At 37.5% G+C, this 25,576-nt stretch carries 22 protein-coding genes and 1 pseudogene; 5 read left to right on the forward strand and 18 right to left on the reverse strand.

What is annotated here, in order from left to right:
* Positions 1-227 precede the first annotated feature (227 nt).
* Positions 228-1,781 (forward strand): glutamine-hydrolyzing GMP synthase, encoded by a 1,554-nt coding sequence (gene guaA / locus ACQ4QH_RS09565; RefSeq protein ID WP_439818679.1) that lies wholly within the window; start codon positions 228-230, stop codon positions 1,779-1,781.
* Positions 1,782-1,959: 178 nt separating this feature from the next.
* Here the strand turns inward: guaA and ACQ4QH_RS09570 are convergent, their stop codons facing one another.
* Positions 1,960-3,207: a glutamate-5-semialdehyde dehydrogenase gene (locus ACQ4QH_RS09570; RefSeq protein ID WP_439819523.1), complete on the reverse strand. Its 1,248-nt coding sequence runs from the start codon at positions 3,205-3,207 to the stop codon at positions 1,960-1,962.
* A 3-nt stretch (positions 3,208-3,210) separates the two neighbouring features.
* Entirely contained in the window at positions 3,211-4,032 is an 822-nt protein-coding gene (gene proB, locus ACQ4QH_RS09575; RefSeq protein WP_439818680.1) for a glutamate 5-kinase, read from the reverse strand.
* A 174-nt stretch (positions 4,033-4,206) separates the two neighbouring features.
* On the opposite strand from proB, the gene ACQ4QH_RS09580 reads away from it, so the two are divergent.
* Positions 4,207-5,523 carry a D-serine ammonia-lyase gene (locus ACQ4QH_RS09580; RefSeq protein ID WP_439818681.1) on the forward strand — a complete coding sequence of 439 codons (1,317 nt, stop codon included), beginning with the start codon at positions 4,207-4,209 and terminating at the stop codon, positions 5,521-5,523.
* Between the two features lie 85 nt (positions 5,524-5,608).
* Here the strand turns inward: ACQ4QH_RS09580 and ACQ4QH_RS09585 are convergent, their stop codons facing one another.
* Positions 5,609-6,853, reverse strand: a complete 1,245-nt coding sequence (locus tag ACQ4QH_RS09585; RefSeq protein ID WP_439818682.1) for an oligosaccharide MFS transporter — start codon at positions 6,851-6,853, stop codon at positions 5,609-5,611.
* Between the two features lie 29 nt (positions 6,854-6,882).
* A complete protein-coding gene (locus ACQ4QH_RS09590) occupies positions 6,883-7,857 on the reverse strand; it encodes a glycoside hydrolase family 43 protein (RefSeq protein WP_439818683.1) in 975 nt (324 codons plus the stop codon).
* 224 nt (positions 7,858-8,081) lie between these two features.
* Between ACQ4QH_RS09590 and ACQ4QH_RS09595 the strand changes: the two genes are divergently transcribed.
* Entirely contained in the window at positions 8,082-8,972 is an 891-nt protein-coding gene (locus ACQ4QH_RS09595; protein ID WP_002828201.1) for an ArsR/SmtB family transcription factor, read from the forward strand.
* Positions 8,973-9,209: 237 nt separating this feature from the next.
* On the opposite strand, the gene ACQ4QH_RS09600 is transcribed toward ACQ4QH_RS09595, so the two are convergent.
* From ACQ4QH_RS09600 to ACQ4QH_RS09625, 6 genes and pseudogenes are all read right to left on the reverse strand, one after another.
* A complete protein-coding gene (locus tag ACQ4QH_RS09600) occupies positions 9,210-11,180 on the reverse strand; it encodes a hypothetical protein (protein ID WP_439818684.1) in 1,971 nt (656 codons plus the stop codon).
* A gap of 21 nt (positions 11,181-11,201) precedes the next feature.
* Positions 11,202-12,001 (reverse strand): annotated as a pseudogene (locus ACQ4QH_RS09605) (glycosyltransferase family 2 protein).
* Positions 11,998-12,654 carry a phosphatase PAP2 family protein gene (locus tag ACQ4QH_RS09610; protein WP_439818685.1) on the reverse strand — a complete coding sequence of 219 codons (657 nt, stop codon included), beginning with the start codon at positions 12,652-12,654 and terminating at the stop codon, positions 11,998-12,000. The pseudogene ACQ4QH_RS09605 and the gene ACQ4QH_RS09610 overlap by 4 nt, the downstream one beginning before the upstream one ends.
* On the reverse strand, positions 12,644-13,300 hold the full coding sequence (locus ACQ4QH_RS09615; RefSeq protein WP_439818686.1) for a VTT domain-containing protein: 657 nt from the start codon (positions 13,298-13,300) through the stop codon (positions 12,644-12,646). Before ACQ4QH_RS09615 ends, ACQ4QH_RS09610 begins: the two co-directional genes overlap by 11 nt.
* A 221-nt stretch (positions 13,301-13,521) precedes the next feature.
* On the reverse strand, positions 13,522-14,895 hold the full coding sequence (locus ACQ4QH_RS09620) for a sensor histidine kinase (protein ID WP_439818687.1): 1,374 nt from the start codon (positions 14,893-14,895) through the stop codon (positions 13,522-13,524).
* Positions 14,896-14,900: 5 nt separating this feature from the next.
* Positions 14,901-15,602 (reverse strand): response regulator transcription factor, encoded by a 702-nt coding sequence (locus tag ACQ4QH_RS09625; protein ID WP_439818688.1) that lies wholly within the window; start codon positions 15,600-15,602, stop codon positions 14,901-14,903.
* Positions 15,603-15,873: 271 nt separating this feature from the next.
* Between ACQ4QH_RS09625 and ACQ4QH_RS09630 the strand changes: the two genes are divergently transcribed.
* Positions 15,874-16,551: a matrixin family metalloprotease gene (locus ACQ4QH_RS09630; protein ID WP_439818689.1), complete on the forward strand. Its 678-nt coding sequence runs from the start codon at positions 15,874-15,876 to the stop codon at positions 16,549-16,551.
* Positions 16,552-16,650: 99 nt separating this feature from the next.
* On the opposite strand, the gene ACQ4QH_RS09635 is transcribed toward ACQ4QH_RS09630, so the two are convergent.
* The 4 genes from ACQ4QH_RS09635 to ACQ4QH_RS09650 form a co-directional block, all read right to left on the reverse strand.
* The gene (locus ACQ4QH_RS09635) at positions 16,651-17,520 is read right to left on the reverse strand and encodes an SDR family oxidoreductase (RefSeq protein WP_439818690.1); all 870 of its coding nucleotides are present in this window, start codon (positions 17,518-17,520) and stop codon (positions 16,651-16,653) included.
* A gap of 125 nt (positions 17,521-17,645) precedes the next feature.
* A complete protein-coding gene (locus ACQ4QH_RS09640) occupies positions 17,646-18,401 on the reverse strand; it encodes a MerR family transcriptional regulator (RefSeq protein ID WP_439818691.1) in 756 nt (251 codons plus the stop codon).
* 119 nt (positions 18,402-18,520) lie between these two features.
* Positions 18,521-19,711 (reverse strand): MFS transporter, encoded by a 1,191-nt coding sequence (locus ACQ4QH_RS09645; RefSeq protein WP_439818692.1) that lies wholly within the window; start codon positions 19,709-19,711, stop codon positions 18,521-18,523.
* 106 nt (positions 19,712-19,817) lie between these two features.
* The gene (locus ACQ4QH_RS09650; protein WP_439818693.1) at positions 19,818-20,327 is read right to left on the reverse strand and encodes a 3H domain-containing protein; all 510 of its coding nucleotides are present in this window, start codon (positions 20,325-20,327) and stop codon (positions 19,818-19,820) included.
* 160 nt (positions 20,328-20,487) lie between these two features.
* Here ACQ4QH_RS09650 and ACQ4QH_RS09655 point away from each other — a divergent pair, with 160 nt between their 5' ends.
* A complete protein-coding gene (locus ACQ4QH_RS09655) occupies positions 20,488-21,624 on the forward strand; it encodes an alpha-hydroxy-acid oxidizing protein (RefSeq protein WP_439818694.1) in 1,137 nt (378 codons plus the stop codon).
* A 238-nt stretch (positions 21,625-21,862) separates the two neighbouring features.
* Here ACQ4QH_RS09655 and ACQ4QH_RS09660 read toward each other — a convergent pair whose 3' ends face one another.
* The 4 genes from ACQ4QH_RS09660 to ACQ4QH_RS09675 all read right to left on the reverse strand — a co-directional run bounded on the left by ACQ4QH_RS09660 (position 21,863) and on the right by ACQ4QH_RS09675 (position 25,576).
* Positions 21,863-22,117 (reverse strand): hypothetical protein, encoded by a 255-nt coding sequence (locus tag ACQ4QH_RS09660; protein ID WP_439818695.1) that lies wholly within the window; start codon positions 22,115-22,117, stop codon positions 21,863-21,865.
* Positions 22,118-22,325: 208 nt separating this feature from the next.
* Complete coding sequence (locus ACQ4QH_RS09665; RefSeq protein ID WP_439818696.1) at positions 22,326-23,459, reverse strand: vitamin B12 independent methionine synthase; 1,134 nt, start codon at positions 23,457-23,459, stop codon at positions 22,326-22,328.
* Between the two features lie 383 nt (positions 23,460-23,842).
* A complete protein-coding gene (locus ACQ4QH_RS09670; protein ID WP_439818697.1) occupies positions 23,843-24,517 on the reverse strand; it encodes an ABC transporter ATP-binding protein in 675 nt (224 codons plus the stop codon).
* 3 nt (positions 24,518-24,520) lie between these two features.
* Positions 24,521-25,576, reverse strand: coding sequence for an ABC transporter permease (locus ACQ4QH_RS09675; RefSeq protein WP_439818698.1), 1,056 nt, complete (start codon positions 25,574-25,576; stop codon positions 24,521-24,523).

Below are 25,576 nucleotides of genomic sequence, written 5' to 3' on the forward strand. Positions count from 1 at the left end.
ATAGCGGTCTAAAAGATGGAATGCAAGCTAATTTTTACATAAATATAAAATATACATAAACGTTTTACTTAATGAATAAAACATTAATTTAGATTAATTTTAACTATATTAATCATTAGAATTTTTTAATCAAATTGTCACTTTAATAACGAACATTAATTTAAAATCGCATTGAAATTTATCACAAATTACGTATAATAGAATTATCAATTTAAATGGGGGATATCATGGCCAACACAGATATACACGATAGTATTCTTGTTTTGGACTTTGGTTCTCAATATAATCAACTCATTTCACGTCGCATTCGTGAATTGGGCGTATATTCTGAATTAAAGCCACACACTATTACCGCAGCTGAAATTAAAGAACTTCAACCCAAAGGCCTAATTTTCTCGGGTGGTCCTAATTCCGTTTATGCTGACGGTGCATTTTCTATCGATCCAGAAATTTTTAACCTTAACATTCCAATTTTAGGTGTCTGCTATGGTATGCAACTAATGGCACACATGTTGCCTGGTGGTGAAGTATTACCTGCAAACAACACATCTGAATATGGTGAGACTGTTTTGAAGGTTACTGATGAGCATTCAACGCTATTTGCTGACACACCAGAAACACAAACTGTTTTGATGTCACACGGTGATTACGTTGGATCTGTACCAGATGGATTTACTGCTGTCGCAACTTCAGATAGCACACCAATTGCCGCAATGGAAAATCCTGAGCGTCAACTATACGGTGTCCAATTCCATGCTGAAGTTCGCCACACAGTCTACGGTATGAAGATTCTGGAGAACTTTATTGACCATGCTGTTCATGCAAATCGTGATTGGTCAATGGATGATTTCATTGACGAACAAGTTGCTAAGATTCGCGAGACGGTTGGTGACAAGCGTGTCCTATTAGGGCTTTCAGGTGGTGTTGATTCATCCGTTGTTGGGGTTCTTTTGCACAAAGCAATCGGAGACCAATTAACATCAATTTTCGTTGATCATGGTTTACTACGTAAAAATGAAGCTGATGAAGTAATGAATGCACTTGGTGGTAAGTTTGGTTTGAACATCATTAAAGTTGATGCCCAAGAACGTTTCTTAAACAAGCTAGCTGGTGTTACTGATCCTGAACAAAAGCGTAAAATCATTGGTAATGAATTTATTCGTGTCTTTGATGAGGAGGCTGTTAAACTAGACGGTATTGACTTCCTGGCACAAGGTACGTTGTACACTGATGTCATTGAATCTGGTACTGATACAGCACAAACAATCAAGTCTCATCACAATGTTGGTGGACTACCAGAAGATATCCAATTCCAATTGATTGAACCTTTGAACAAACTATTCAAAGACGAAGTTCGTTCACTTGGTGAAAAGTTAGGTATGCCTCACGAGCTTGTGTGGCGTCAACCATTCCCTGGACCTGGTCTTGGTATTCGTGTCCTTGGTGAAGTAACAGAAGATAAGTTAGAAATCGTCCGTGAATCTGATGCTATCTTACGTGATGAAATCGCTAAGCAAGGATTGGATAGCGAAGTTTGGCAATACTTCACTGTTTTGCCTGGCGTACGTTCAGTTGGTGTCATGGGTGATGGTCGTACTTACGACTACACCATTGCTATTCGTGCGATTACCTCAGTTGATGGGATGACCGCTGACTTTGCTAAGTTGCCATGGGACGTTCTAGAAGAAATTTCTCGTCGCATCGTCAATGAAACTGACCACGTCAACCGCGTAGTCTACGATATTACAGCTAAGCCACCTGCAACTGTTGAGTGGGAATAAAAAATGAAAGAGGCTGGGACAACAATCAATGTCCCAGCCTCTTTTGGGCTAAAAATGTATTAATTATCAGCATGAAAGTTTAATACTATAGACGCGTTCCCAAAGTCTGAAGCCTCAATGTAGCGCAAACTACGTTACACACCGGCTTCAAAACAACTTTTGTCCGCTCTCCCTTTTTTCATTCCCTAATTTGGCCTTGACCTAATATGACATATTTCGTTGTTGTTAACTCTTTCAATCCCATTGGACCACGTGCATGTAACTTTTGCGTTGAAATACCAATCTCCGCACCGAAACCAAATTCAAATCCATCTGTAAACCGTGTTGATGCATTCACATAAACGCAAGCTGCATCAATTTGTTGCGTAAATTGTTGACTATGTTCATAGTTAGTCGTGATGATGGCTTCAGAATGTTTCGTATTATGCTGATTAATATGGCTGATAGCTTCATCTAATGTATGCACCACTTTGATGGCAATAATATAATCATTATATTCAGTATCCCAATCCTCTGGCTGAGCTGGGTGTGCCTGATCACCTAAAATTTGACAAGTTTGTTCATCACCACGAATTTCTACATGACTGTTAGCCAGAGCTGCTGCAATTTGTGGTAAGAAATCAGCAGCAATTTCTGCATTAACAAGCAATTTTTCAGTCGCATTGCAGACAGATGGACGCTGTGTTTTCGAATTAATTATAATATCTTCAGCCATTTGAAAATCAGCTGTCTCATCAACATAAATATGACAATTTCCAGCACCTGTTTCAATGACCGGCACGGTCGCATTTTGCACAACTGTCTGTATCAATCGTGCTGAACCACGTGGAATCAATACATCAACATACTGATTCAACTGCATAAATCGTTGGGCTAATTCATGTGATGTCTCCGTAATCACCTGGACTGCATCTTGTGGCAAATTAAATGTTGCCAAAACTTCACGCACAACCGCAGCAATCTTGATATTCGTTTGTAGTGCTTCCTTACCGCCACGCAAAATAACCGCATTTCCAGATTTAAAGCAGAGCGCTGCAGAATCAACCGTCACATTTGGGCGTGCTTCATAAATAATCCCAACGACACCCAGGGGCACCCGCTTCTGACTTATCTCTAATCCTGATTCTGTTGTCCAACCGCGATCAATATTACCTAGTGGATCAGGTAAGTTAGCCACTTGTCTAACACCATCAGCAATACCTGCAAGTCGATCTGCCGTCAACGTTAATCGGTCAATGAACTTATCTTCTAAACCTGTCGTATCTGCCAAATCTTCTTGATTTGCTGCTAAAATGTCAGGTATTTTTTCTTCTAAAGCATCAGCCATTGCACGCAACGCTTGATTTTTAGTTGTCGTCGACAATTGTGCCAATACTTGGGCAGCAGCTGTTGCTTGTTGTCCAATGCTGTTTAACAAATCTGTCATCATTTATTCCTCACTATTTTCTTCTGAAATAAAGAGCGTGCCAACTTCTTCACCATTCAGGATATTAAAAATAATTGATGGATTAGCCCCATTTGCCAAGACCATCATCTGCTTGTGCTTCAAAATATCAGCAGCGGCTGTTAATTTTGTCGCCATGCCACCCGTACCAAATACGGTGCCGGCACCACCAGCTCTTTTAATTGAATCAGCTGTTACTTGATGCAATTCTTTAATTAATTTAGCCTGCGGATCCTGATGGGGATTGCCCGTATAAAATCCGTCAATATCTGACAACATGATTAGCAAATCTGCATGTGACCGCACCGCGACAATTGCTGACAGTTTATCGTTATCACCAAAAGTTGTCCGATGATCTAACTCATCAACCGCCACGGTATCATTCTCATTAACAACTGGAATAACGCCCCAATCCAGTAACTGTTCCATCGTATTATGCACATACTCTCGACTCTGCGGATAGTCCAAGACATCATGGGTCAGTAATACCTGACTAATTCTCTGACCATAAGCTGCAAAACGTTGCTGATAGACCGTCATCAACTCGCTCTGTCCAATTGAAGCTAGGGCTTGTTGTTTTTGAATTTGTTCCGGTCGTTCTGTCAGACCTAATTGACCCATTCCCGCGCCAATTGCACCCGAACTAACTAAAATAACTTGTTTTCCTTCGTTAACCAAACCTGTTAATGTGTAACTCAGTTGATCAATTGCCTGCAAATTTAATTTGCCATTACCATGCATTAAGGAACTTGTCCCCATTTTCACAACAATCCGCGAAACATTTTCCATGTGGCGATTTGACTTCATGGCAATTGCCCTCCATTTCCCAATAAGTTTTATCATAATTTTACAATAGTCGGTAGGAATAACCTAGTTATAAATAAACATTATTAATGTCATGTTCCCTAACACAATCACGTGTGTTATCATTTCGTCGCGTTATAATAATTTTAAATTTAAAGGTGAAAGGATTGATAGCATATGAACTTAGAAACGTTGGTAACAGAGTATCCCCAAATTAAAGATTTAATCACTGAACAACCAACTTTTTGGCGCAATCCAGACTACGCTTTAAAAGCTGATCTTCCCTTTTCAAAAGCTGATATTTTTGATGCTGTCGCTCGTTTAGACCGCTTTGCACCATATATAGCCAAAGTTTTCCCAGAAACAGCAATAACAAATGGTATGATTGAATCGCCATTAATTTCATTGGATAACATGCAGACAGCTTGGGAACAACAGAATCATCATGAGCTTGCTGGTCATTTATATTTAAAGGCTGATAGTGAATTACCTATCTCAGGATCAATCAAATCTCGTGGTGGTATCTACGAGGTGCTAAAATTTGCTGAGAAAATTGCAACAACTCATGGCAACTTAACTTACATGGATGATTATAGTGTTTTAGCTACCGCTGAATTCCGTCAGTTATTCGCTGATTACGGCGTCATCGTCGCTTCAACCGGTAATCTTGCCCTCAGTGTTGGTATTGTTGCTGCCACATTTGGATTTAAAACAACCGTCTACATGTCACATGATGCTCGTCAATGGAAAAAAGATAAGTTACGTGAAAATGGTGTCACAGTTAAAGAATTTAACACCAATTTTTCGGCTGTTATCCCAAAAGCACGTGCTGATGCTGCGTTAGATCCTAACATCCATTTCGTAGATGATGAAGGATCGAATGATTTATTCTTAGGTTATGCAGTTGCTGCTGTTCGCCTCCAGAAACAATTAAAGGAGCAGCAGATTAGAGTTGATCAGGAGCATCCTGTCATTGTTTACTTGCCAGCTGGCGTTGGTGGCAGTCCAAGTGGCGTTACCTTTGGCTTAAAAACAATCTTAGGTCCACACGTTCACGCCATTTTCTGTGAACCGACCCATGTCCCTTCTGTCACACTTGGCATGATAACAAAATTAAACGACCAGATATCAGTCTATGATATTGGCCTAGATGGTTTGACTGCCGCCGATGGTCTGGCGGTTGGTCGTCCATCACGTTTAGCTGGTAAAGTCATGCGTACGTTGCTATTTGGCAGTGTCACTTTCCCAGACAATGATATTTATCGATACGTCGCTCAGTTACAAGATACCCAGGATATCATCGTTGAACCTTCAGCTGCTGCCGGATTTACCGGTATTGCACCAACCATTAAAAATATGCCAGCATTTAACACTCAGAATGCGACCCATATTGTTTGGGCAACGGGTGGTAGCATGATGCCCCAGAGTGAACGTGAGGCAAACTATGCTAAGGGAAAGCAGCTTTTGCATCAGCCTAAAAAAGTACTTATATAAAATTCAAATCAAAAAGGTCGAAACAGGAGAGAATGTTTCGACCTTTTCTTTTATATTAGTTTAGGAATTAGTTCAGAAATTTCTATCACTCCGCGACTTCACCCGCCTGAGCTGGGTTCTCTTTCTTCAACATAAATACCGCAACGATCGTTACCAGAGCGACTAATGCAGCTAAGATGAAATATGTCGTATGGAAGCCAACACTATCATAAAGATCACCTGCAACTGTAGAGAAAATAAATAACGATATCTGTTTAGCAAAGTTGAACGCCAAAGCATAAATGGTTGCGTATAATCTTAAATCAAACGCTCCGGCAATATACTTCATTGTTGAGACTAAGAAGAGTGGCATTTCAAATGATGCAAGTAGACGAACAAATGTTAAGAACCAGAAATTAGGAGCAATTGCGCTTAACGTAATACGTAGAAAAGTAAGCACACCATAAGCAATCAAGCCATTCTTAGCACCAATTTTATTAATGATCCAAGGCATTGGAATCATTAATAGGGCTTCTAACGCAATTTGTGTCGTTAGTAAACGGCTATATGCTACAGTACCAGCTGCAGCACTCGTGAAGAATGTTTGATAAAATACTGGGAACTGTTGATCAAACACATCATATATTGCTGATGTTCCCATAAAGAAAATACTTAAAATCCAGAAATTTTTAATTTTAAAAATAGATAAAATTGTTTTAGCATTTAATGGTGCTGAACTTGCCCCTTCTGCCGCATCTGCGTTAGCAAAATTAATACGATCACCAAAGATTACCAAACAAGTCAAAACAATACCAGCAAGTGAACAAATCCAGAAAACCAAAAATGGATTTTTAACAAACACCAATCCTGCCACGAACGATGCCAGTGCACCACCAATTGATCCTCCCATACGGGCATGACCATATTCAAAGCCATTGGCTAAGCTTGCGCGTTCCACATAAGATTCAATAACTGCCACACCACCATTAAGTACATAAGCTAATGCGAAGCCACCAATAATCGCCCCTAATAATGAACTAAAATGAAGTAATGGTATGAATAACCATTGGAAAAATGGACCAATGAGGATAGCAGCAATTGTTATTGATAATAGCAATGTCTTTTTAAAGACTAATTTATCCGAAATTATACCAAATACTGGTTGATAAAATAATGAGGCAAATGCCAAAAATGAAAAAACAAATCCGGCTTGGCCACCACTTAAATTAGCTTCTTGTTTTAACCAAAGTACCAAGAAACCTTGTACAATTTGCCAAATAAAGAAATAACTGACATCAGTTCCAAAAAAACTCCAAAAGTGCTTTTTTTGCGTATTTTGTGTTTGATCCATGATCTACACCTTTCTTTCATTAAAGGAAATTACTCAATGTTAAACGGTACCGGCTTACCAAATACTGGAAATCCCTCATCATCCCAAGTAAATGGTTGCACCATCGTGTGGCGATTAGGATCATATAATGGATCCCCTTTTATATCTAAGTAGTTACGGACGTGATAAACTAGCAAATCAGTTTCGCCATCCTCCGCAACGGTAAATGAATTATGTCCTGGGCCATACAAGCCGTTCGCCATATCCGATTGGAAAATCGCATGATCAAGCTTGTGCCATTTGTTTGCGTCTAGTACATCGTCATTTTCATCGATCCACAACATTCCCATGGCATAATTTTCATCAGTCGCCGATCCAGAGAAAGTAATAAATATTTTCCCATTACGTTGCAGAACTGCTGGTCCTTCATTTACTGAAAAAATCTTTGTTTCCCAATCAAACTCTGGTTTTGAAAGCATAACTGGTTTGGTTTTAAGGGTCCACGGATTACTCATTTCAGCAATATAAAGATTAGAATTTCCTGCAATGGCTTTGTCCTTTTGTGCCCAAACATAATACAACTTGTCATTATGAGTAAAAGTTGTTGCATCTAGGCTAAAGCTATCTTTGTCAGTGATAATTTGTCCCTTTTCGTGCCAAACTTCTTCACCAACCATCGGGTCAGCACTATCACATGCAATACAGTACATGCGATGTGTAAACATACCTAATTCATCTAATGCTGTTGTATCTGTCGCAGCAAAGTAGATGTACCATTTATCATTGATGTAATGTATTTCTGGTGCCCAAATCAATTGGCTCATCTCACCATGATCATGTTTACGCCAAACCGTCCTTGGCATTGCGTGGGCTAAACCATTAATTGTTTTCGCACGGCGAATTTCAATTAAATTATAAGCAGGAACAGAGGCTGTAAAATAATAATAACCATCCGTATGTTTATAAATATATGGATCAGCTCGCTGAATAATTAACGGGTTGATATAACTGTCAGTCATTTTCATACCACCTTTTTAAATTTGTGATTTATTTCTCAACACGTTTATTTTAAATCATCATGCAAGCGCTTTCAATACATTTTTGTTAATCTTTTCAACGAATTTTATGATATAAATAACTATTATGTTATTTTAAATAGGTTAAATAACGCTGATTGTTTATCTAAAAACAACTATTATGTTACTATTAAATTAATAAGAAACATTTTTGTTATCTAAGGAGATTGTCAATGCAACTAGATATTTCTGATAATTCATTACCTGTTTATAAAGCCCTTGCAAATCCAATGCGCTTAAAAATTATTCAAATTTTATCTCATGAAAAACTCAATGTTAGGGATATTGCTGCTCATCTTGGTATTAGTACAACCATCACACTTAAACATCTACAAATTTTAGCCGATGCTGGTATTATTGCTTTTGAAAAAGATGGTCATAACAAAATTTCCATGTTGAAAGTAGATAATATATCAGTTAGATTCCCTGAACGAATTTATCCATCTTTCGATATTCACGAAACTAATATTCCCGTGGGTCATTATACTGACTTCTCTGTCGAACCATCTTGTGGTTTAGCAGGACCAGATGATTATATCGGCAAAGTAGATAATCCTGCCTATTTTATGGATCCACAACGAATTGATGCTGGTATGATCTGGTTTTCTAACGGTTTTGTTGAATATCAGTCTCCTAATTTTTTATCCAAAAATGAACATCTTGAAATGTTAGATCTAGCTATCGAGTTAGGATCTGAATTCCCGTTTTCTAATAATGTCTGGCCATCAGATATTACGTTTTACATTAATGATGTTGAGATTGGTACTTGGACAAGTCCCGGTGATTTTTCTGATACACGTGGTAAATACACACCTGATTGGGTACCTGACAACGTTAATCAATATGGTATCCAAAAAATTCTCCGAATCACCGACCATGGGACATACCTAGACGGCCAACCCTTCACCCCTATTTCTTTATCTGACATTGATATTTCTAGGCAAACATTCAAAATTCGTTTCGCAATAAAAGCTGATGCTGAAAACCAAGGTGGTTGCACCCTATTTGGCAAAGGTTTTGGTAATTATGACCAAGATATCAATTTAAAACTTTTCTATAGTTAATAAAGTGAAAACAAAGGGAGCAAAACACAAGTTATTTTAAAACCGGTGTGACACGTGATTTGCGTCATTTTTGGCCGTAGCAAAGCGGAGAGCCAAAATCACCTAATTGTTGTTACAGCAAGGTTTCAGGCTTTTGAAACACGTTGATGCTATCAAACTTTCATGCTGATAATTAATACATTTTTAGCAAAAAGAAGTTGGAACAAATTCTTTTGTCCCAACTTCTTTGCTTTATATCTATGAATTTGTTGTTGACCCACCTTTATAACGTAACAGGCAAGTATATACCAAGGATGCATACTTTTCTTTTTTCTCATTCATTACCAATGGATGATTGCTTAGTTGATAGTGGTAAGTCTTGGTTACGTCAACTGCTTGATTTTTTTGCGATATATTCTTCATAACAATTCGATAATTACCAGGTTGAAGGGTTTTATGCAAGCGATAGACATAACCCGCACGATACATTTGATACCGTTGCTGTGTTTGCCGATTTTCTAAAACCACATGAATCCTTGAACCCGCATGAACTTGGGCTGAAAAATAATTTGCACGGCCATTTAAATCAACATCTTCTGTCATTTGCTTACCAGGTGCCAACATGAATGGCTTTGCTTGATATTGCGCAGACAATTGGCTACGTTGTGCTGCAATAACTGTATTTTTTGGATGCTCATGACCCAAGCCAATCGCAAATCCTAAACCAACTAGACACAATGTTATCAATGAAGGTACCGCAACTATCCGTAATTTGGTAAATAATCGCTTCCGTTCTGTTTCAGGTACTGGTATTGCTGCCAATGTGAACAAAATTAACGGTAAGATAACCTGTCCATAACGTGTTTCTGCTTCCCAGAGCAACGTATGAAATGCTAGATATCCTAATGACGTAATAATAGCCAGCACAGCGACGACTTGTTGATTATTCTTAAAGTCCGGGCGCCATGATAACAAGCGCAAAATCAAGGTAAACCAAAGAACTATCGTCGCAGCAGTATAACTTAAGATAATGATCACCCTGATTGGTTGCGCCATTTGTTGATACCACGTAGGCGCACTACGATAGCCACCGTTATACCAGTCCTGAATATCTCGAACATTAAGTAAAATGCCTAACTTGATCACCCACAATCTAAGCGTGCCACCAACACCTAGTTTTTCAAATCGCTTAGGAATCTCCTTTAGATCATATTGTTGGCGTACTTTTTTATTAGGTTGCAGAATTGCTCGGTGTACATCGTTACCACTGTACATCCCCTTATGCTGCTCATTTGCTCCCATCAATATCCAATGACTGACTGGAAATTCATATTTTGTTTCAGTATGAAAATGACTGACTTGGTAAATACCATGGGTTGCTGGCACACTTAATCCAAATCCAAATATAATTAGCAATGTTGGTAGTAACAATTTACTTTGTTTCAGCAACTTTTTATGCCATAAAATAAACATAAGAATCATCAATGCTGGGACTAATACAACAATATTTGACTTAAGGAGCATGCCCAACATACTGACAAATACTAATCCAATACCTGTGAGCAGATGTTTTTTTGGAGATTTACTTGGCCATTGCATTATTATGCGCATAATAAGTAATAATATCAGCATGCTTGGTAAATCTGAATAAAATACTTGTAAGTAATAGGTATAAGCATATGGTGTCAGAACAAAAAATGCCGTTGCACCAATCAATAAACTTTTGCGCTGGCTCAACTGCCAAATCGTCCGCAATGACAAAACAATAAATAGGTCAAGAACCAGGAGACTCAATGTATGAATAGCTACATTTGTGCTCAAATGAAATAACTGTGTTAATTTCAGCCAGAGAGACATGAAGTATGCTAAGGGCACATTATTTGCATAGCGCCAAAAATAAGTAATCCCCCATGTCATATGACCCGCTGCCATTTGGTCAGCTTGTGATAAGACACGATAAGGATCATGGTACACTGTGTTCGGCATAACTGATAATATGACGATTTGCCCAATGAACATAGCAATTAATCCAATACTCACAATCCATTTGACATGTTTAGATGATAGTCGATTAACCTCTCCTGCGAATAAGTATGTCATCAAAAATAAAATTAAGGTAACAACTAACACCGCAATCCCTGAATATCTCATCAAGTTTCCAAGTGTACCAATAACTAAACAAATGATCAGCACAACTGAAAAAAACATTGGGTAAATTTTACGTTTCATTATTTCCCCTTTTTATCAGTACTACTCAATAATCGTTTGAATTGTATAACGTGGTCGACCCTTTACTTCATTGATAATTTTACCAATATATTCACCAATGACACCTAAACTAATCATTTGAATCCCGCTCACAAACCACATTGATACCATCAATGATGACCAGCCATGATCGGTTAATCCTAATACTTTCATCACAATGGCGTATATGACCATGCCAATTGAAAGCAGACAGGCGAGTACGCCAAGACATAGAATCAAACGGACAGGTGCAATCGTTAAACTCGTGATGTCTTCACAGCCCGCTTAGACATTAATCGAAAATCAGCATGATTAGGCACTAATTCAACCCCTAATGCATGCAATGTCCAGTAATATCCCTGCGCGGTCGTTCGCTTGAACCAAGTATCGGAATCTCGGTTATTTCTTACGCCATAGACAATTTCGTCACCGTCCATCGCCATTGAGACCATGTCTAATATTTTTTCAGGATCATCCTGTAAATCAGCATCAATTGTCACCAGAAAGTCAGCTGTTTTAACTGCTTCTTGCAATCCTGCCAACAAAGCTGCTTGATGGCCAAAATTACGGGAAAATTGTAGACCACGAACACGTGGATTTTCCTTATGTAGTTTTTCTACCAATGACCATGTTTGATCCGTTGAGCCATCATCAACAATGACAATATCAGCACGCATTCCCAGCATATCAGCGTGTTGCTCGGCAACCTGATCTTCAATAGCTAGCAATCGATGAACTGAATTTACTAACATTTCTGATTCATTGAAAGCTGGTATAATAATCGTTAATTTTTGTATTTTCATAATGTTTTCACCCTTTCTGGCAGAAAACGCTGAATGAAGCTTTTTATTGGTGCTTCATATGCAGTGCACAACAACCAATAGCCTGTCGCCAAAATAACACTGGCCAGCACATCTGATCCAAAATGATCACGCAAATAAACTCTTGATACAGCCACGAAGCCGATCCAAACAATCCCAATTAATCTAACAACTAATTTATTTTCCTCATCATGAATTTTCGGTAGTAATAAACTTAAAACCGATAAGACCAAAATGGTCGTACAAAATGTATGTCCACTGGGAAAACTAAATCCTGTATCTGGTACTAGTTGATTAATCGGTCGTGGGCGAGCAACCACTTGCTTGACTATTTCAGTAATGGCAGATCCAGATAGTTGAATGCCACCCAGCCAAAGACTTGTCATAACTTGCTTTTTAAAAAACAACCAAGCACATAACAAAGCCGTTAAGATAATGACTGTTAATGGACTACCTAAAAATGCAACGATATTAAAAATTGCTGTATTCAAAGGCATGTAAGCATTTGCCATCAACTGTGTTATTGATGAATCAAATGCATTTACCCAATCTGAATGAAGAGCCACGCTGATAGCCAAAATAATAAAAACAACTAATAGTCCTGTACCAAAAAGTTTTTTACGTCTATTCGCCATCAGTCACACCTCCTCGATTACGTATTGCCATAATAAGAGCTGGTAACAATGAAATAACGATGATTGCTATCATGATTAATTCGAAATGCGCTTTAACAATGGCAATATTGCCAAAGAAATATCCCGCACCAACTGCGACTGCCACCCATGTCACACCGCCTAAAATGTTGTACTTCGCGAAATCACGATATTTCATATGACTAACACCTGCTGTAAAGGGAATGATAGTTCTAATAATTGGCATAAATCGTCCCAAAAATATGGCTGGCTTACCATGGCGAGCAAAGAATATTTCCGACCGTCTTAAATATTTAGGCTTAATAAACCGACGTAATCTCTCATTACGCATAATGTATTCTCCAAAATGTTCACCAATTTCAAAATTCAAGGAATCACCAATTACTGCAGCGATACTAAGCGCTAATAATAAAATCCAAATGTTCAAGGAATGATTGCTCATTGCAGCAAGTGATCCACATAAGAACAATAACGAATCACCTGGTAAAAAAGGCAGTATCACAATACCGGTTTCAATAAAAATCAATGCAAACAAACCAATATAAATCCAACTACCATATTGGCCAATTAAACCTGGCAACAGTTGATTTAAATTTGGCACCAGGCTTGTAATTAATAAGACAGACATATATCTTCTCCTTTAGGTCTAACTATCTCAGTTATCGATATTTAAAGGATAAACAGCTTTTGATATTCTTCCCATCTACAGAAAATAAATTAAAAATTAATTTTTTTCAGATTTTGTCAGTTAAACATGACTAATTCAACATCTATTTCTGAATAAAATTCAGATTTACTGTGAGCACAAAAAAAGTTTCTCAAAAAATTGAGAAACTTTCTTATCAATTATCATGTAGTATGCGCAGGTATCGTCAATATAAAAATACTGCCTTGCGGATGATTATCTTTAACTTGGATGGTCCCGCCCATCAATTTAATCAATTGATCAGCAATTGCCAATCCTAATCCAGTCCCCTTTACCGAACCCCTAACTTCTGCGCTACGATAAAATCGTTCAAAAATATGTGTTTTATCTTCGTCACGAATACCTTGTCCTTGATCTTTAATCGTAATTAAATACTTGCCTTGCGAATCCGTTTCAAGTTGTATTTCAACCATACTATCATCGGGTGAATATTTTGACGCATTCGTTAACAGACTATTTAAAACCTGATCAATTGCATTTTCATTACCAACCATATGCACATCTGGTTGAATGGTCATCACAAATTTCTGTGGGAACGTGTTATTAAGCTTTTGCACAGCATACGTAACCGTGTCACTTAAATCAATATCATGCACGTCCAATACCAACTGGTCTGCTCGTGACAATGCCAATAATTCATCAATCAATTGTTGCATTTGTCGTGATTCATCTGTGATATAATGCACGGATTTCTCAATAATCTCCGGATGATCTTTACCATGTCGCTCAATTAGTTGTGCATGACTTCTGATTGTCGCAATCGGTGTCCGTAATTCATGCGCTGCATTCATCACAAATAATTTTTGTTGTTCTTGTCTTTTATCAAGCATTGCCAATAATTCATTAAAATTCGCTGCTAAATCAGTAACCTCTGTTGGTTGTTCAGGAACTGGCAACCTCATTGATCCCGGCTCTTTAGCAGACGCAATAATCTTAGTATTCTGCGAAAGGTCAGCTATTGGATTCGTCAGACGTTTTGTTAAACGACGAATGTATAATGGCATAATAATTAGTGTCACGCCTAAAAGTATCGCTGTTACTAAAATAACGCGTAATAATACTTCCAATTGCGAATGCATGCTCTGCCAAAGTGTATAGTAAATGCCTTTTGCGTGTACGACGCGATGATACAAAAAGCCAAACGCTGGTCGATAGTAAAGGTTCGGAATAAAAGGTACTTTTACGGGTTTAATCTGTAAAATATACTGTGCATTTGGTGAGAAATAGCGTTCGCGTTTCGCATCCTGTCGTAAATTATGCACATAAACATAGCTAGCACTAGTATCCAATGTGTTATTACGACGCCATTCCTGCCAATCATCATCCCCATCAATATTTGCTTTTTTTAGACTAGTTGTAATGTGATCGGTCGTCTGATGAACTTCTTCCAGCAGTTGGTGGCCAACGGCAATAATAATGCACACACCTAAGGAAACAGTCAATATCGTCACCATTGTAATTAAGTTACGCAGCATAATCGTTGCACTCGATTGCTGTCGTTTTCTACGATTTGTCATCGGCTTTACCTATCTTGCACATTTTGTGACAGCATATAACCAACACCGCGTACAGTATGAATTAGTTTTTGATTACTAGGGTCAGCATCAATTTTTGATCGTAAATTTCTAACGTAAACATCTAAAATATTTGGTTGACCTTCAAAATCAACGCCCCAGACTTCATCTAGTAAGCCATCACGAGAACAAGCCTCATCTTCATTAGTAACAAGGACAACTAATAATTCATACTCTCGTTGCGTTAATGGAATAATTTTGTCATGACGAGACACCCGCTTTGTGGTTGTATCAACCGTTAAATCACCAACTGTATATATTTTAGCTTGATGATTTGTTTTCTGACTATGCCTTAAACTAACTTCAATTCGGGCCAATAATTCTTCTACTTCAAAAGGTTTGGTCATATAATCATCAGCACCACCGGTCAAACCGGCAACCTTATCACCAATATAATCACGGGCGGTTAACATAATAACTGGCATTTGACTATTTTTTCTAATTCTTCGTAGCACACTAAATCCATCTAGTTTTGGTAACATCCAATCTAAAATAATCAAATTTAATTCTTGTTCGTGCTCATGAAATAAATTCAACGCTTCTTGACCATCTTTTGCCCAAATCACAACCATATCTTCCAATTCGAGTTCTGTCTTTAAAGAGTCTGCCAATCCTTCTTCATCTTCAACCAGTAAAATTTTTGTTTTCAAGATTTGCCTCCAATTGAGTTAGTCAAAATAAACGTTATTTTTGTATTATAGTATGCCACGTTTTGAAACACATGCCATAACTGCTGATACCACCGCATTTACTTTTTTAATAAGATAAACTAAACGAGTTAAGTATGCCACTAGAAAAAAATAAATGAAAACTAAATTTTCTTCAGATTTATAGACTATAAGGTAATTCTTAACTTGATATGTTATTATGCAACATGACTTGAGAAGTGCCAATTCTTAAACTGACAGAAAGGAGTCAACATTGAAATTCTTAAAAGGTATTGTTTTAATCGTTGTCGCTGTTCTTGTCTATAATTGGGCTAAAACACCAGCCATTAGTCAACAAATTAACAATCAACTAGTCACTTTAACAACTGATTTAAAAACTTGGTCAGAAAAAATTCCTTTCTTAGTTGATAGTAAAACCGAAACACATTCTGACTCTCAGAGTTCAACATCAACTGACAATTCTGGTTTAGAGTCTATCGTTATCAATAAAAAATTATCAAATACATACACCTACTATTTTGATAATAATGTTCCATCAGAAACTCGCCAAATATTCTTACAGGCGATTGCTGTATACAATCAGACGGGTATCGTTAAACTAACTGCCGAAAAACAGAACGAATCAAAAAACACCTTACGTCTTGGTATTTACAATAAAACGGCCAGTGATGCCAACAATATGCAAGAACTAGGTATCGGTGGACCAAAAATTTATTCACAGTATGGTCTAATCAGATCTGATTACAACCACGGTAAAGCGACACTTAACACAGCCTATCCAGTAAGGCTCTCTGCCGCTATTCATGAAATTGGACATGCACTTGGACTAGATCACACCCAAAGTAAAGACTCCGTGATGTATCCTGTTGATCAAGGTAAAACAACCTTATCTGCACAAGATGTGGCCAATCTGAAAAAAATTTATCAATAATATAATTCACTGTTAGTTATTATATTGTTTCACATGGAACATACATGATAAAAAAGCTGAGGCGTCAATGCCCCAGCTTTTTATCTCAATACCATCCATTTATCCGCCAGCCACATAAATGGTTTCACCTGTCACATAAGTCGCATCCGCCGAAGCTAAATACACATAAGCACCTGCAACTTCTACTGGCTGACCTGGTCGACCCATTGCTGTATTTTTACCAAGCTCAGGAATCTTTTCTTGTGGTTGACCACCTGCAATCTGTAAAGGGGTCCAAATTGGTCCAGGTGCTACACAGTTTACACGAATATGTCTCGGCGCCAGTTGTTTTGCTAAGCTCTCAGTTATATTACGAATGGCCGCTTTCGTACTAGCATAATCAATCAGATATGGTAGGGGTTTCTTCGCTTGTACTGAACTTGTTGTAATAATATTACCATTTTTATTCAGGTGTGGGAGTGCTGCCTTAATTAACCAAATGAGACTAAAAACATTCGTTGTATAGGTATCAATTAATTGATCTGTTGATAAATCTTCAATATTGAATACAGCATGTTGCTTACCTGCTACGAGTACCAAAATATCAAAATCACCAAAAAAGGATACCGCATGGGCAACCAATTCTTTACTAAAAGATTCCTCTCTAAGATCACCGGGTAATAGTAAAATACGACGACCCAATTTGGCCACACGCTCTTTAACATCTTGCGCATCGGACTCTTCATCTGGCAAATAATTTAAAACGACATCAGCACCTTCATGAGCATATGCAATCGCCACTGACCGACCAATTCCTGAATCACCCCCTGTAATCAATGCCTTTTTATCCTGCAAGCGATTATGACCAATATAGCTCTCACTACCATCATCTGGAATGGGAACCATCTTGCTTTGTAAACCTGATCCAGATTGTTCTTGTTTTGGTAAATCATTTCGTCTACTATCAGTTTCATTCATACCTTTTGTCATCGGCAAACCTCCTGACAAACATTCTGAAAAATAAGTAACACTACTTTTTTTTAATCACTAATTATATGCACCTTATCATTTTCAATATCAAACATCAAAATTTCGGCTTTTACAAACTAAAATAGTTAATTTGCATAATGCTGAATAATATTATTTAAAGCTTCTGCACTGCCAATGTCATTTCTATCGTAATAACTTTTAAATCTGTCATCTCCAACATACATTTCACCAATTCCCTTGTGGATTGCTGGTGAATAATTGGGTAGTGTATAACTCAACCATTGTTTGTGCAGATTAAATATTTCTTGTGCTAATTCACTATTAACATCTACCTGTGTAAGATATGTTTTTAGTTTATGAAAAAGTACTTCTTCCGTTGATTTCATATCTTCTAAATCAACTTCTGTTAATTGCAAAAACTTCCTGTTAGCTGCTTTAACTTCATCTTCACCATATTTTTTTCGAATTTCTTCACCATACTGTTGCTCATTTTCTAAAATCCGTTTTTCTTTAAATGCTGTAAATTTCTCAGTATCTGCCATTTTTATTTCTCCCCGATAATATTTCATTGTCTTTTCTATACTCGCTATTAAATTTTCAATCCGCACTTTTTTCATCAAAAGTTTTTGATAATGTTCTGTCAAAGCCCGTTCGACACTGAAATTTGGTTGATCCAAAATCAATTTAATATCTTCTAATTTTATGTCTAACTCCCGATAGAATAAGATTTGTTGTAGTCGATTAATTTCTTTTTCACCGTAAAATCGATAACCAGATTCATTAGTTTGTGCCGGTTTTAATAGCGAAATTTCATCATAATATCGTAAAGTGCGAGTACTAACGCCCGATATTTCAGCTATTTTTTTAATCGTATATAACATATGTTATTCCCTTCCTTTCATCATAAATACATGATAAGGGATAACGTAACGTGAAGGTCAACTAAAAAAGGTTGGAACATCTTCTTTTGTCCCAACCTCTAGTTTCAAAATATTTTCTGTTATTCAATCGAAGTACCACGAGTTTCTTTACCCATAGCCAAAATCACAATAATCGCAATAACTAAAGCAACACTGAAGATACTAAATATATGTGCAAATGTAAAATGTAAACTCAAAAAGAAACCAATTGATAGTGGTCCTAAAATACCACCTAAACGACCAAATCCTTCAGCAGCACCATTAGCTGTTGCTCTAATAGATGTTGGATATAATTCAGGCGAGTAAGCATACATGGCTCCCCAAGCGCCTAGATTGAAAAATGATAGTAGCATCCCCGATATCATAATCATCGCTAAACTAGACGAGAAGCCAAACACTGTTGCAAAAATCGCTGTCCCTGCTAAAAATGAAGCAATCACTGGCTTGCGACCCCATTTTTCAACTAACCAAGCCGAAGTAAAGTATCCTGGCAATTGCGCTAGTGTCATAATCACAACATACCCAAAACTATTGACCATGCTAAATCCTTTACCGACTAACACACTTGGTAGCCATAGGAAAATACCATAATAAGAAAACATAATCATAAACCAGGCAATCCAAAGCATAATCGTTTGTTGACGATGCTCTTTATGGAACAACTGCGCCAATTTTTCACCAATTGATGCCTTAGAACTTTGTGAAAGATTGTTTTTCTGACGATCACTAGGCAAATGACGCCGCAAAACTAACACATAAAATGCTGTCAGCGCTGAAATAACTAATGTTATTCGCCAACCAAATTTTGGCATGACAAAGTAAGCTAACAAACTAGCAATTAACCAGCCAACAGCCCAGAAACTTTCCAATAGTACAATAATCCGACCACGTCGCTCTTTAGGTACACTTTCCGATACAAGCGTGGATGCAACTGGCAGTTCACCACCTAATCCAACACCAACAAAAAAACGTAAAATAATAAAACTAACAAATCCCACTGTTAAAGCAGATAATCCTGTCGCAATTGAAAAAATCAATAATGTTGTCATTAACATCATCTTACGACCCTTTTGATCTGCTAAAGCCCCAAATGTTAAGGCACCCACTGCAAGGCCAATCGAATTGACCGATCCAATCCAGCCAACTTGTACTGAAGATAATTGCCACTCTTGTTGAATCGCAACCAAAATAAATGATAATAAACCAACATCCATGGCATCAAACAACCATGCCAATCCCGTAACTGTTAACAGTTTCCGTATCTTACTCATAATGTTCCACAATACTGATTTGTACAACCAGTCTACTCCCATCTAGGTGTCTTGACACCTTTCAATGGTTAAATCATAGCAACGCGGGGGTGTCTTGTCAACCTAACTAATTTTCATATAAGATGTGTAATTTTCTCAAAGCTGTTTTTGCTTTTTCTAAATCCGCAACTTCTGAATATTCAATTTTGTGCATATGTAGTCCATTTGTTAGTGTAGATAGTGGTTCACCATTCGTTTGTTTCAAATGATGGATAAATTGCTTCACATCGGCAGTAGTTTGAATCGCTAATTCACCCTTTAACAATCCATAAACCGGATGATCCACTTGCACATCTGCCACAACAACCCCTGCATCAACTAAAGCAGTAAGTTCTTGTTCAATTTGACTAGCTGTATGTTGTACAACCAAAATCGTATGATGTGGTTGCTTCATTTGATATCGATATCCCTGTGGCGTTGCAATGATTTGCTCACCTCTTGCTCGCAACAAAGCAATATCACCAACAATTGTCTGGCGTGATACATTAAATTGTTTGGCAAATTTATTTGCACTAATAACTGTATCTGGATTACTTAGTGCTGCTTTAATTGCTTCCTGTCGTTGAATACCGGTCATGTCTTTACCCCTTTAATTCTTAATCTCTTACGTATAAATATAACCCGAACAATATGATATGCAAATCATTCTGTTATATTTTTTAAATCTTTAAATAACAAGCGCTAAAAAAATGATAAAATAATTAAAAAAAGTTAATATAAATTCGGGGGATACAATTATGGCGGTTATCAATGGTTATGAATTAAGTGAACGGGAACAGTCTTTAAATGTTATTAATTTACCATCATTGGAAAATTTAGCTAAAGAAATTTTACCAAAAGGTGGCTTTGAATTTATCAGAGGTGGTTCAGAAGATGAATGGACTTTGCGCGAAAACACGACCGCTTTCGATCGTGTTCAAATCCTTCCACATGTATTGTCAAATATTAGCAATCCGGAAACCAAAACTAATATCTTCGGCTTGCAGTTGGACACCCCACTTGTCATGGCACCAGCAGCAGCACAAGGCATTGCACATATTCGTGGTGAAGCCGCAACGGCAGAAGGTATGGCCGCTACCGGATCACTAATGACACAAAGTACATACTCATCAAAACTAATTGCGGATGCTGCTGCCGCAGGACATGGTGCGCCTCAATTTTTCCAACTATATCTTAGCCAAGATAACGATCTCAATAAATTTTTATTAGATAAAGCCAAAGAAGCCGGCAGCAAATCTATCGTCATTACGACCGATCTAACTGCTGAGGGCTATCGCGAGGCAGACATAGTCAATGACTTTCACTTTCCACTACCCATGGCCAATTTGGAAGATTATCAAATCGGATTAGGACAATCAGATGCTGGTGTCGGTCACGGTAAAGATGTATTTGACAATGAGGCCCATCAAATTGGTATTTCTGATATAAAACGTATTATTGATTACACTGATTTACCAGTGATTATAAAGGGTATCCAAACCCCCGAGGATGCACTACTCGCAATCAGCGCTGGTGCCCAAGGTATTTGGGTTTCTAATCACGGTGGGCGTCAATTAAATGGTGGCCCCGCATCGTTTGATGTTTTAAAAGGAATTGCCACAGCAGTTAATCATCAAGTGCCAATTATCTTTGACGGTGGTGTCCGGCGAGGATCACACGTTTTTAAAGCATTAGCAGCTGGTGCTGATTTAGTTGCCCTGGCTCGTCCAATTATTTATGGTCTAGCCTTAGGCGGTGCTCAAGGCGTAACAGATGTTGTTAATCATTTAAACCATGAACTAAAAATTACCATGCAATTAGCTGGTACAAAAACAATCGCCGATATCCAACATACTCAGTTATTTAAAAGCGAGCGAGACAAAAGCCGTTTTTAAGCCGGCGTGACACGTAGTTTGCGCCATTTTTGGCCGAAGCAGAGCGAACATAAATGACGTTACATTGAGGCTTCAGACTTTTGGAACGCGTTGATGCTATAAAACTTTCATGCTTGTAATTAATATAATTTTAACAAGAAGAGGCCGGAACATTTTCTTTTGTCCCAGCCTCTTCTTTTATTTTTTTCAAATTATATGCTTTAAGAAACTATTTTCACCTTGTCATTCATGAATTCGCTTATTCAGCCAATGCCAAATCAGTGTATTGAATGAGTTCATTCTGATGTTCATCAACAGAATGTTCATCAATAACATAGTTAAATTCTGTTAACATTTGTTCAACATCAGCTGGATCTTTAACAACAATGGTTATCTTTGGCCCAATATCTGATGTTGTAAAATAGCCATTCGCTGTTTTCTCGAAAAATATTTTCCCCTTTAGTGGCAAAACGGTCATCATAGTTGCGATTGAAATACGAGGTGTTAGTGTCATGACAATTATCCTTTCAAAGGAAGCATGGTGTTTCCCTTTTAATTTTGCTATTAATTATAATTACTTATCCTAAGTATAGCAGACTTTTACCAACTATTTAAGCGCTTACATTTTAAATCGAAATCGATAAAATAAGCGACTACTCATCGAAAAATTCGATAAATAGTCACTTTTATTTTATTTAAAGATTATCCAAGCCAATAATTAATTAGTCGTGCCAAATTTTTACAGCCGTTTGAATAACGAATTTTAGCTTATCCCACTGCTCTTGCTGAGTCAATTTATTACCTTCTTCAGTTGACGCGAAGCCACATTGCGTTGATAAAGCAAGGTTCTCTAATGGCACAAACTGTGCGGCTTCATGAACTCTAGCAATGATGTCGTCCTGATTTTCTAATTCTGGTTTTTTTGAAGTAATTAAACCAAGTACAATTCGCTTATTCTCATCACCATGCCAAATCTTAGCCAATGGAGCAAATGATCCTGAACGACTATCATCATATTCCAAAAAGACACCATCATAATTTAGTTGTCCTAAATATTCAGCAACGTCATCATATCCACCTGAGAATAAGTATGTTGATTTAAAGTTTCCACGACAAATATGCGTAGTGACCGTTAAATCTTCTGGCAAATCTGCTAACAAGTCATTGATAACTTTGACTGAATCTTGCGCAATTTTCAAATACTTTTGATGTTCCGTAGGATTATCTGCTGTTTCATGTAACTTACTAATCAAAAATGCCCATGTTGTATCATCTAATTGCACATAACGTGCTCCTAATTCATAAAAACGTAAGATTGTTTGATGATAGGCACTTGCCAAATCTGTTAGATACTCCTCATAAGTATCATAGAATTCTGACCAATTATCACTGCGGTTATCACGGAAAAGCATTGAAGGAGAAGGAATCGTTTGTTTAGGTGTAATCCCATCTGGTGTAATCGATGCGAGATATTTAAAACTATCAAAGAAGGGATGATCAGGATTATAAGCGACCTTGCCAACTAATTTAACATTGTCAGTTCGAGTTTTGCTACCATGGAATTTATAACTTTCTTGATAGTCATAGGTTGCCACACCATTTAATCCCCACAAAAAGTCGAGATGCCACCACGAACGATTAAACTCTCCATCAGTGACGTCTTTTAACCCTAGTTCAACTTGTTTGTCCACAATCTTCTTGGTTTCTTCATACTGGATTGCTGTCAGCCGAGCCTGTGTAATTTCACCGGCTTCAAATTTTTCTCGTGCTGCTTTTAATTCATCTGTTCTTAGAAAACTACCAACAATATCATAGCGATTTGGAAACTTGATTTTACTTGCAGTTGCTTCGGTCATAGTATATACCCCTCAAAAAATTTTTAATTTATTAAAACAACAAAAAAATTCGGCCCAAAGATAATTACTTACCTTTGGGCCGAATTTTCGCGTTACCACCCCAGTTCACATTATTCTAAATAAAATAATACCTCACTGGAATCATAACGGTTCCACCCGTTCAAATTGCGTTAACAAAGTGAAAATTATCAGAGCTCATCTTCATCGCCATTTCCCATGCCTCATCTCATCCCCAAGACTTTCTGTTAAAGCGTCGTAGCAATTACTCTTCTCATCATATTTTTAATGTTGTTTTAATTAACAATGAGTTTACCACTGTAATATATAATTCGCAAGTAAATTAAAATTCACTATTTTTCTCATTTTAAAAGTCAGTAACCTGTTTAGCTTTGTTTCGTCAAATAACCATCTGTCATTTCGTACACATGATCAGCCGCATTAATTAAGCGTGTATCATGGGTGACAACGATAACAGATTTGTGATGTTTAATCGCTAAATCCTTTAATAACTTAGCGACAACTGTAACTCTTGCACTATCTAAGGCCGCTGTTGGCTCATCCGCAAGAATAATTGATGGGTCTGGGTATAAAGCTCGTGCAATTGCGACACGCTGTTGCTGTCCGCCTGAAAGTTCATTGGGAAATTTATGCATCAGTGCCTTAATATCCAAAGTTTCCAATACATCATCAAGAGCTTGTGCTGATAAATTCCCCTCTGGTTTTACTTTATCAACCAGTTTAAATTGATCTGCTACAGTTAGATATGGCAAGAGATGATACGTTTGTAACACGAAGCCAATCGCATCTAGTCGCATCTGATCACGTTCCTTTTTTGAACGATTTGCATAATCCACACCATTAACTTCGACATGACCACTTGTTGGCGTTAAAAGTCCGCCAATAATGGTTAAAAATGTACTCTTACCAGAACCAGAGGGACCCATAATCAAGCTCAACGTACCGGGTTCTGCCTCAAAATTCACATCATGCAGTACATGTACTTTTGCCGTACCTTCACCATAAATTTGATTAACGTTTTTTACAGAGAATGAATTCATTGGTTAACCTCCTATCGCAGAAACTGGATCAACATGCAGCACCGACCTAATTGGAATTAAACTACCAATCAGCGCCATCAACAATAATCCAAGACCAACACCACTAAGAGCCGGCACATCAAATGCCATTGGTACGGTTGCTGGAATTGCTAGTGCTGTTACTGTTGTTAAGGCTGTTGCAATGATTAAGCCACTAATTACTAACAGTACTGACTGCCAAATTGTGGCCCAAACTAACACCTTGCTTGGTACACCCTGTGCTCGTAGGACTGCATAATTTGGAATTTTTTGCATGGTTAGTATATACAAAAAGACGGCAATAATAATCAAAGAAATAACCATCAGAAAACCAATCATCAACACAAAAGTTGCCGTTTGTGCCTGATAACCTGGTAATTTATCAATAACTTGCTGTTTCGTGTAGGTTTTAACACCATGATGATCATTTTCATATTTAGCATCTTGAGAAACGATTGCTGATGCAACTGGACCATCTGTCAGACCGCGTAAATTTTTCCATGTTTGCATTTGACCATATACAATTGGTGCAATGTTTAATTTAGCATCTTCTGTAAAGCCAACGATTCTATATTTCTGTTTGTCATCGTTCAACTTAATTTGGTCACCCAACTTATAACCTGATGTCCTGAAAGATGTATCTACGACAATATCATGTGACTTTTTAACATTATGCCCACTTTCAAGCTTGATATTTTTATAAATGAACTGCGATGACTTAAGACCAATAAACACTGCTGATAATTGCTTATGATTTTTTGCTTTAGCTACGACTGATGTTTGCCCAATTAGAGCTTCTCTCTCACTGAGACTACCAACTTCATCAGCCGTTAGAAATGATTGACGCATATCTACATTAGCATTTGCGTTTAAAGTTATTTGGTTAACGTGCCACGAGTTGATACCGTCTGTATTTTGTCGTGCTAATCCCAAAGCCAAACTTGTCAAAATAAAAATCAGATATCCGATTAAAACAATCATTGCAACAATTAAACTTGATCTTAATTTTTCCTTCTTAATCTCTTTCAGAGCTAAGAACAT

This window comes from Weissella paramesenteroides (assembly GCF_051903945.1).
Lineage (GTDB): Bacteria > Bacillota > Bacilli > Lactobacillales > Lactobacillaceae > Weissella > Weissella paramesenteroides_A.

Excerpts from the sequence above, each read along its gene's own strand:
- guaA (WP_439818679.1), top strand. The coding sequence starts at position 228 with ATGGCCAACACAGATATACACGATAGTATTCTTGTTTTGGACTTTGGT.
- ACQ4QH_RS09570 (WP_439819523.1), bottom strand. The coding sequence starts at position 3,207 with ATGACAGATTTGTTAAACAGCATTGGACAACAAGCAACAGCTGCTGCC.
- proB (WP_439818680.1), bottom strand. The coding sequence starts at position 4,032 with ATGAAGTCAAATCGCCACATGGAAAATGTTTCGCGGATTGTTGTGAAA.
- ACQ4QH_RS09580 (WP_439818681.1), top strand. The coding sequence starts at position 4,207 with ATGAACTTAGAAACGTTGGTAACAGAGTATCCCCAAATTAAAGATTTA.
- ACQ4QH_RS09585 (WP_439818682.1), bottom strand. The coding sequence starts at position 6,853 with ATGGATCAAACACAAAATACGCAAAAAAAGCACTTTTGGAGTTTTTTT.
- ACQ4QH_RS09590 (WP_439818683.1), bottom strand. The coding sequence starts at position 7,857 with ATGAAAATGACTGACAGTTATATCAACCCGTTAATTATTCAGCGAGCT.
- ACQ4QH_RS09595 (WP_002828201.1), top strand. The coding sequence starts at position 8,082 with ATGCAACTAGATATTTCTGATAATTCATTACCTGTTTATAAAGCCCTT.
- ACQ4QH_RS09600 (WP_439818684.1), bottom strand. The coding sequence starts at position 11,180 with ATGAAACGTAAAATTTACCCAATGTTTTTTTCAGTTGTGCTGATCATT.
- ACQ4QH_RS09610 (WP_439818685.1), bottom strand. The coding sequence starts at position 12,654 with ATGGCGAATAGACGTAAAAAACTTTTTGGTACAGGACTATTAGTTGTT.
- ACQ4QH_RS09615 (WP_439818686.1), bottom strand. The coding sequence starts at position 13,300 with ATGTCTGTCTTATTAATTACAAGCCTGGTGCCAAATTTAAATCAACTG.
- ACQ4QH_RS09620 (WP_439818687.1), bottom strand. The coding sequence starts at position 14,895 with ATGACAAATCGTAGAAAACGACAGCAATCGAGTGCAACGATTATGCTG.
- ACQ4QH_RS09635 (WP_439818690.1), bottom strand. The coding sequence starts at position 17,520 with ATGACAAAAGGTATGAATGAAACTGATAGTAGACGAAATGATTTACCA.
- ACQ4QH_RS09640 (WP_439818691.1), bottom strand. The coding sequence starts at position 18,401 with ATGTTATATACGATTAAAAAAATAGCTGAAATATCGGGCGTTAGTACT.
- ACQ4QH_RS09645 (WP_439818692.1), bottom strand. The coding sequence starts at position 19,711 with ATGAGTAAGATACGGAAACTGTTAACAGTTACGGGATTGGCATGGTTG.
- ACQ4QH_RS09650 (WP_439818693.1), bottom strand. The coding sequence starts at position 20,327 with ATGACCGGTATTCAACGACAGGAAGCAATTAAAGCAGCACTAAGTAAT.
- ACQ4QH_RS09655 (WP_439818694.1), top strand. The coding sequence starts at position 20,488 with ATGGCGGTTATCAATGGTTATGAATTAAGTGAACGGGAACAGTCTTTA.
- ACQ4QH_RS09660 (WP_439818695.1), bottom strand. The coding sequence starts at position 22,117 with ATGACACTAACACCTCGTATTTCAATCGCAACTATGATGACCGTTTTG.
- ACQ4QH_RS09665 (WP_439818696.1), bottom strand. The coding sequence starts at position 23,459 with ATGACCGAAGCAACTGCAAGTAAAATCAAGTTTCCAAATCGCTATGAT.
- ACQ4QH_RS09670 (WP_439818697.1), bottom strand. The coding sequence starts at position 24,517 with ATGAATTCATTCTCTGTAAAAAACGTTAATCAAATTTATGGTGAAGGT.
- ACQ4QH_RS09675 (WP_439818698.1), bottom strand. The coding sequence starts at position 25,576 with ATGTTCTTAGCTCTGAAAGAGATTAAGAAGGAAAAATTAAGATCAAGT.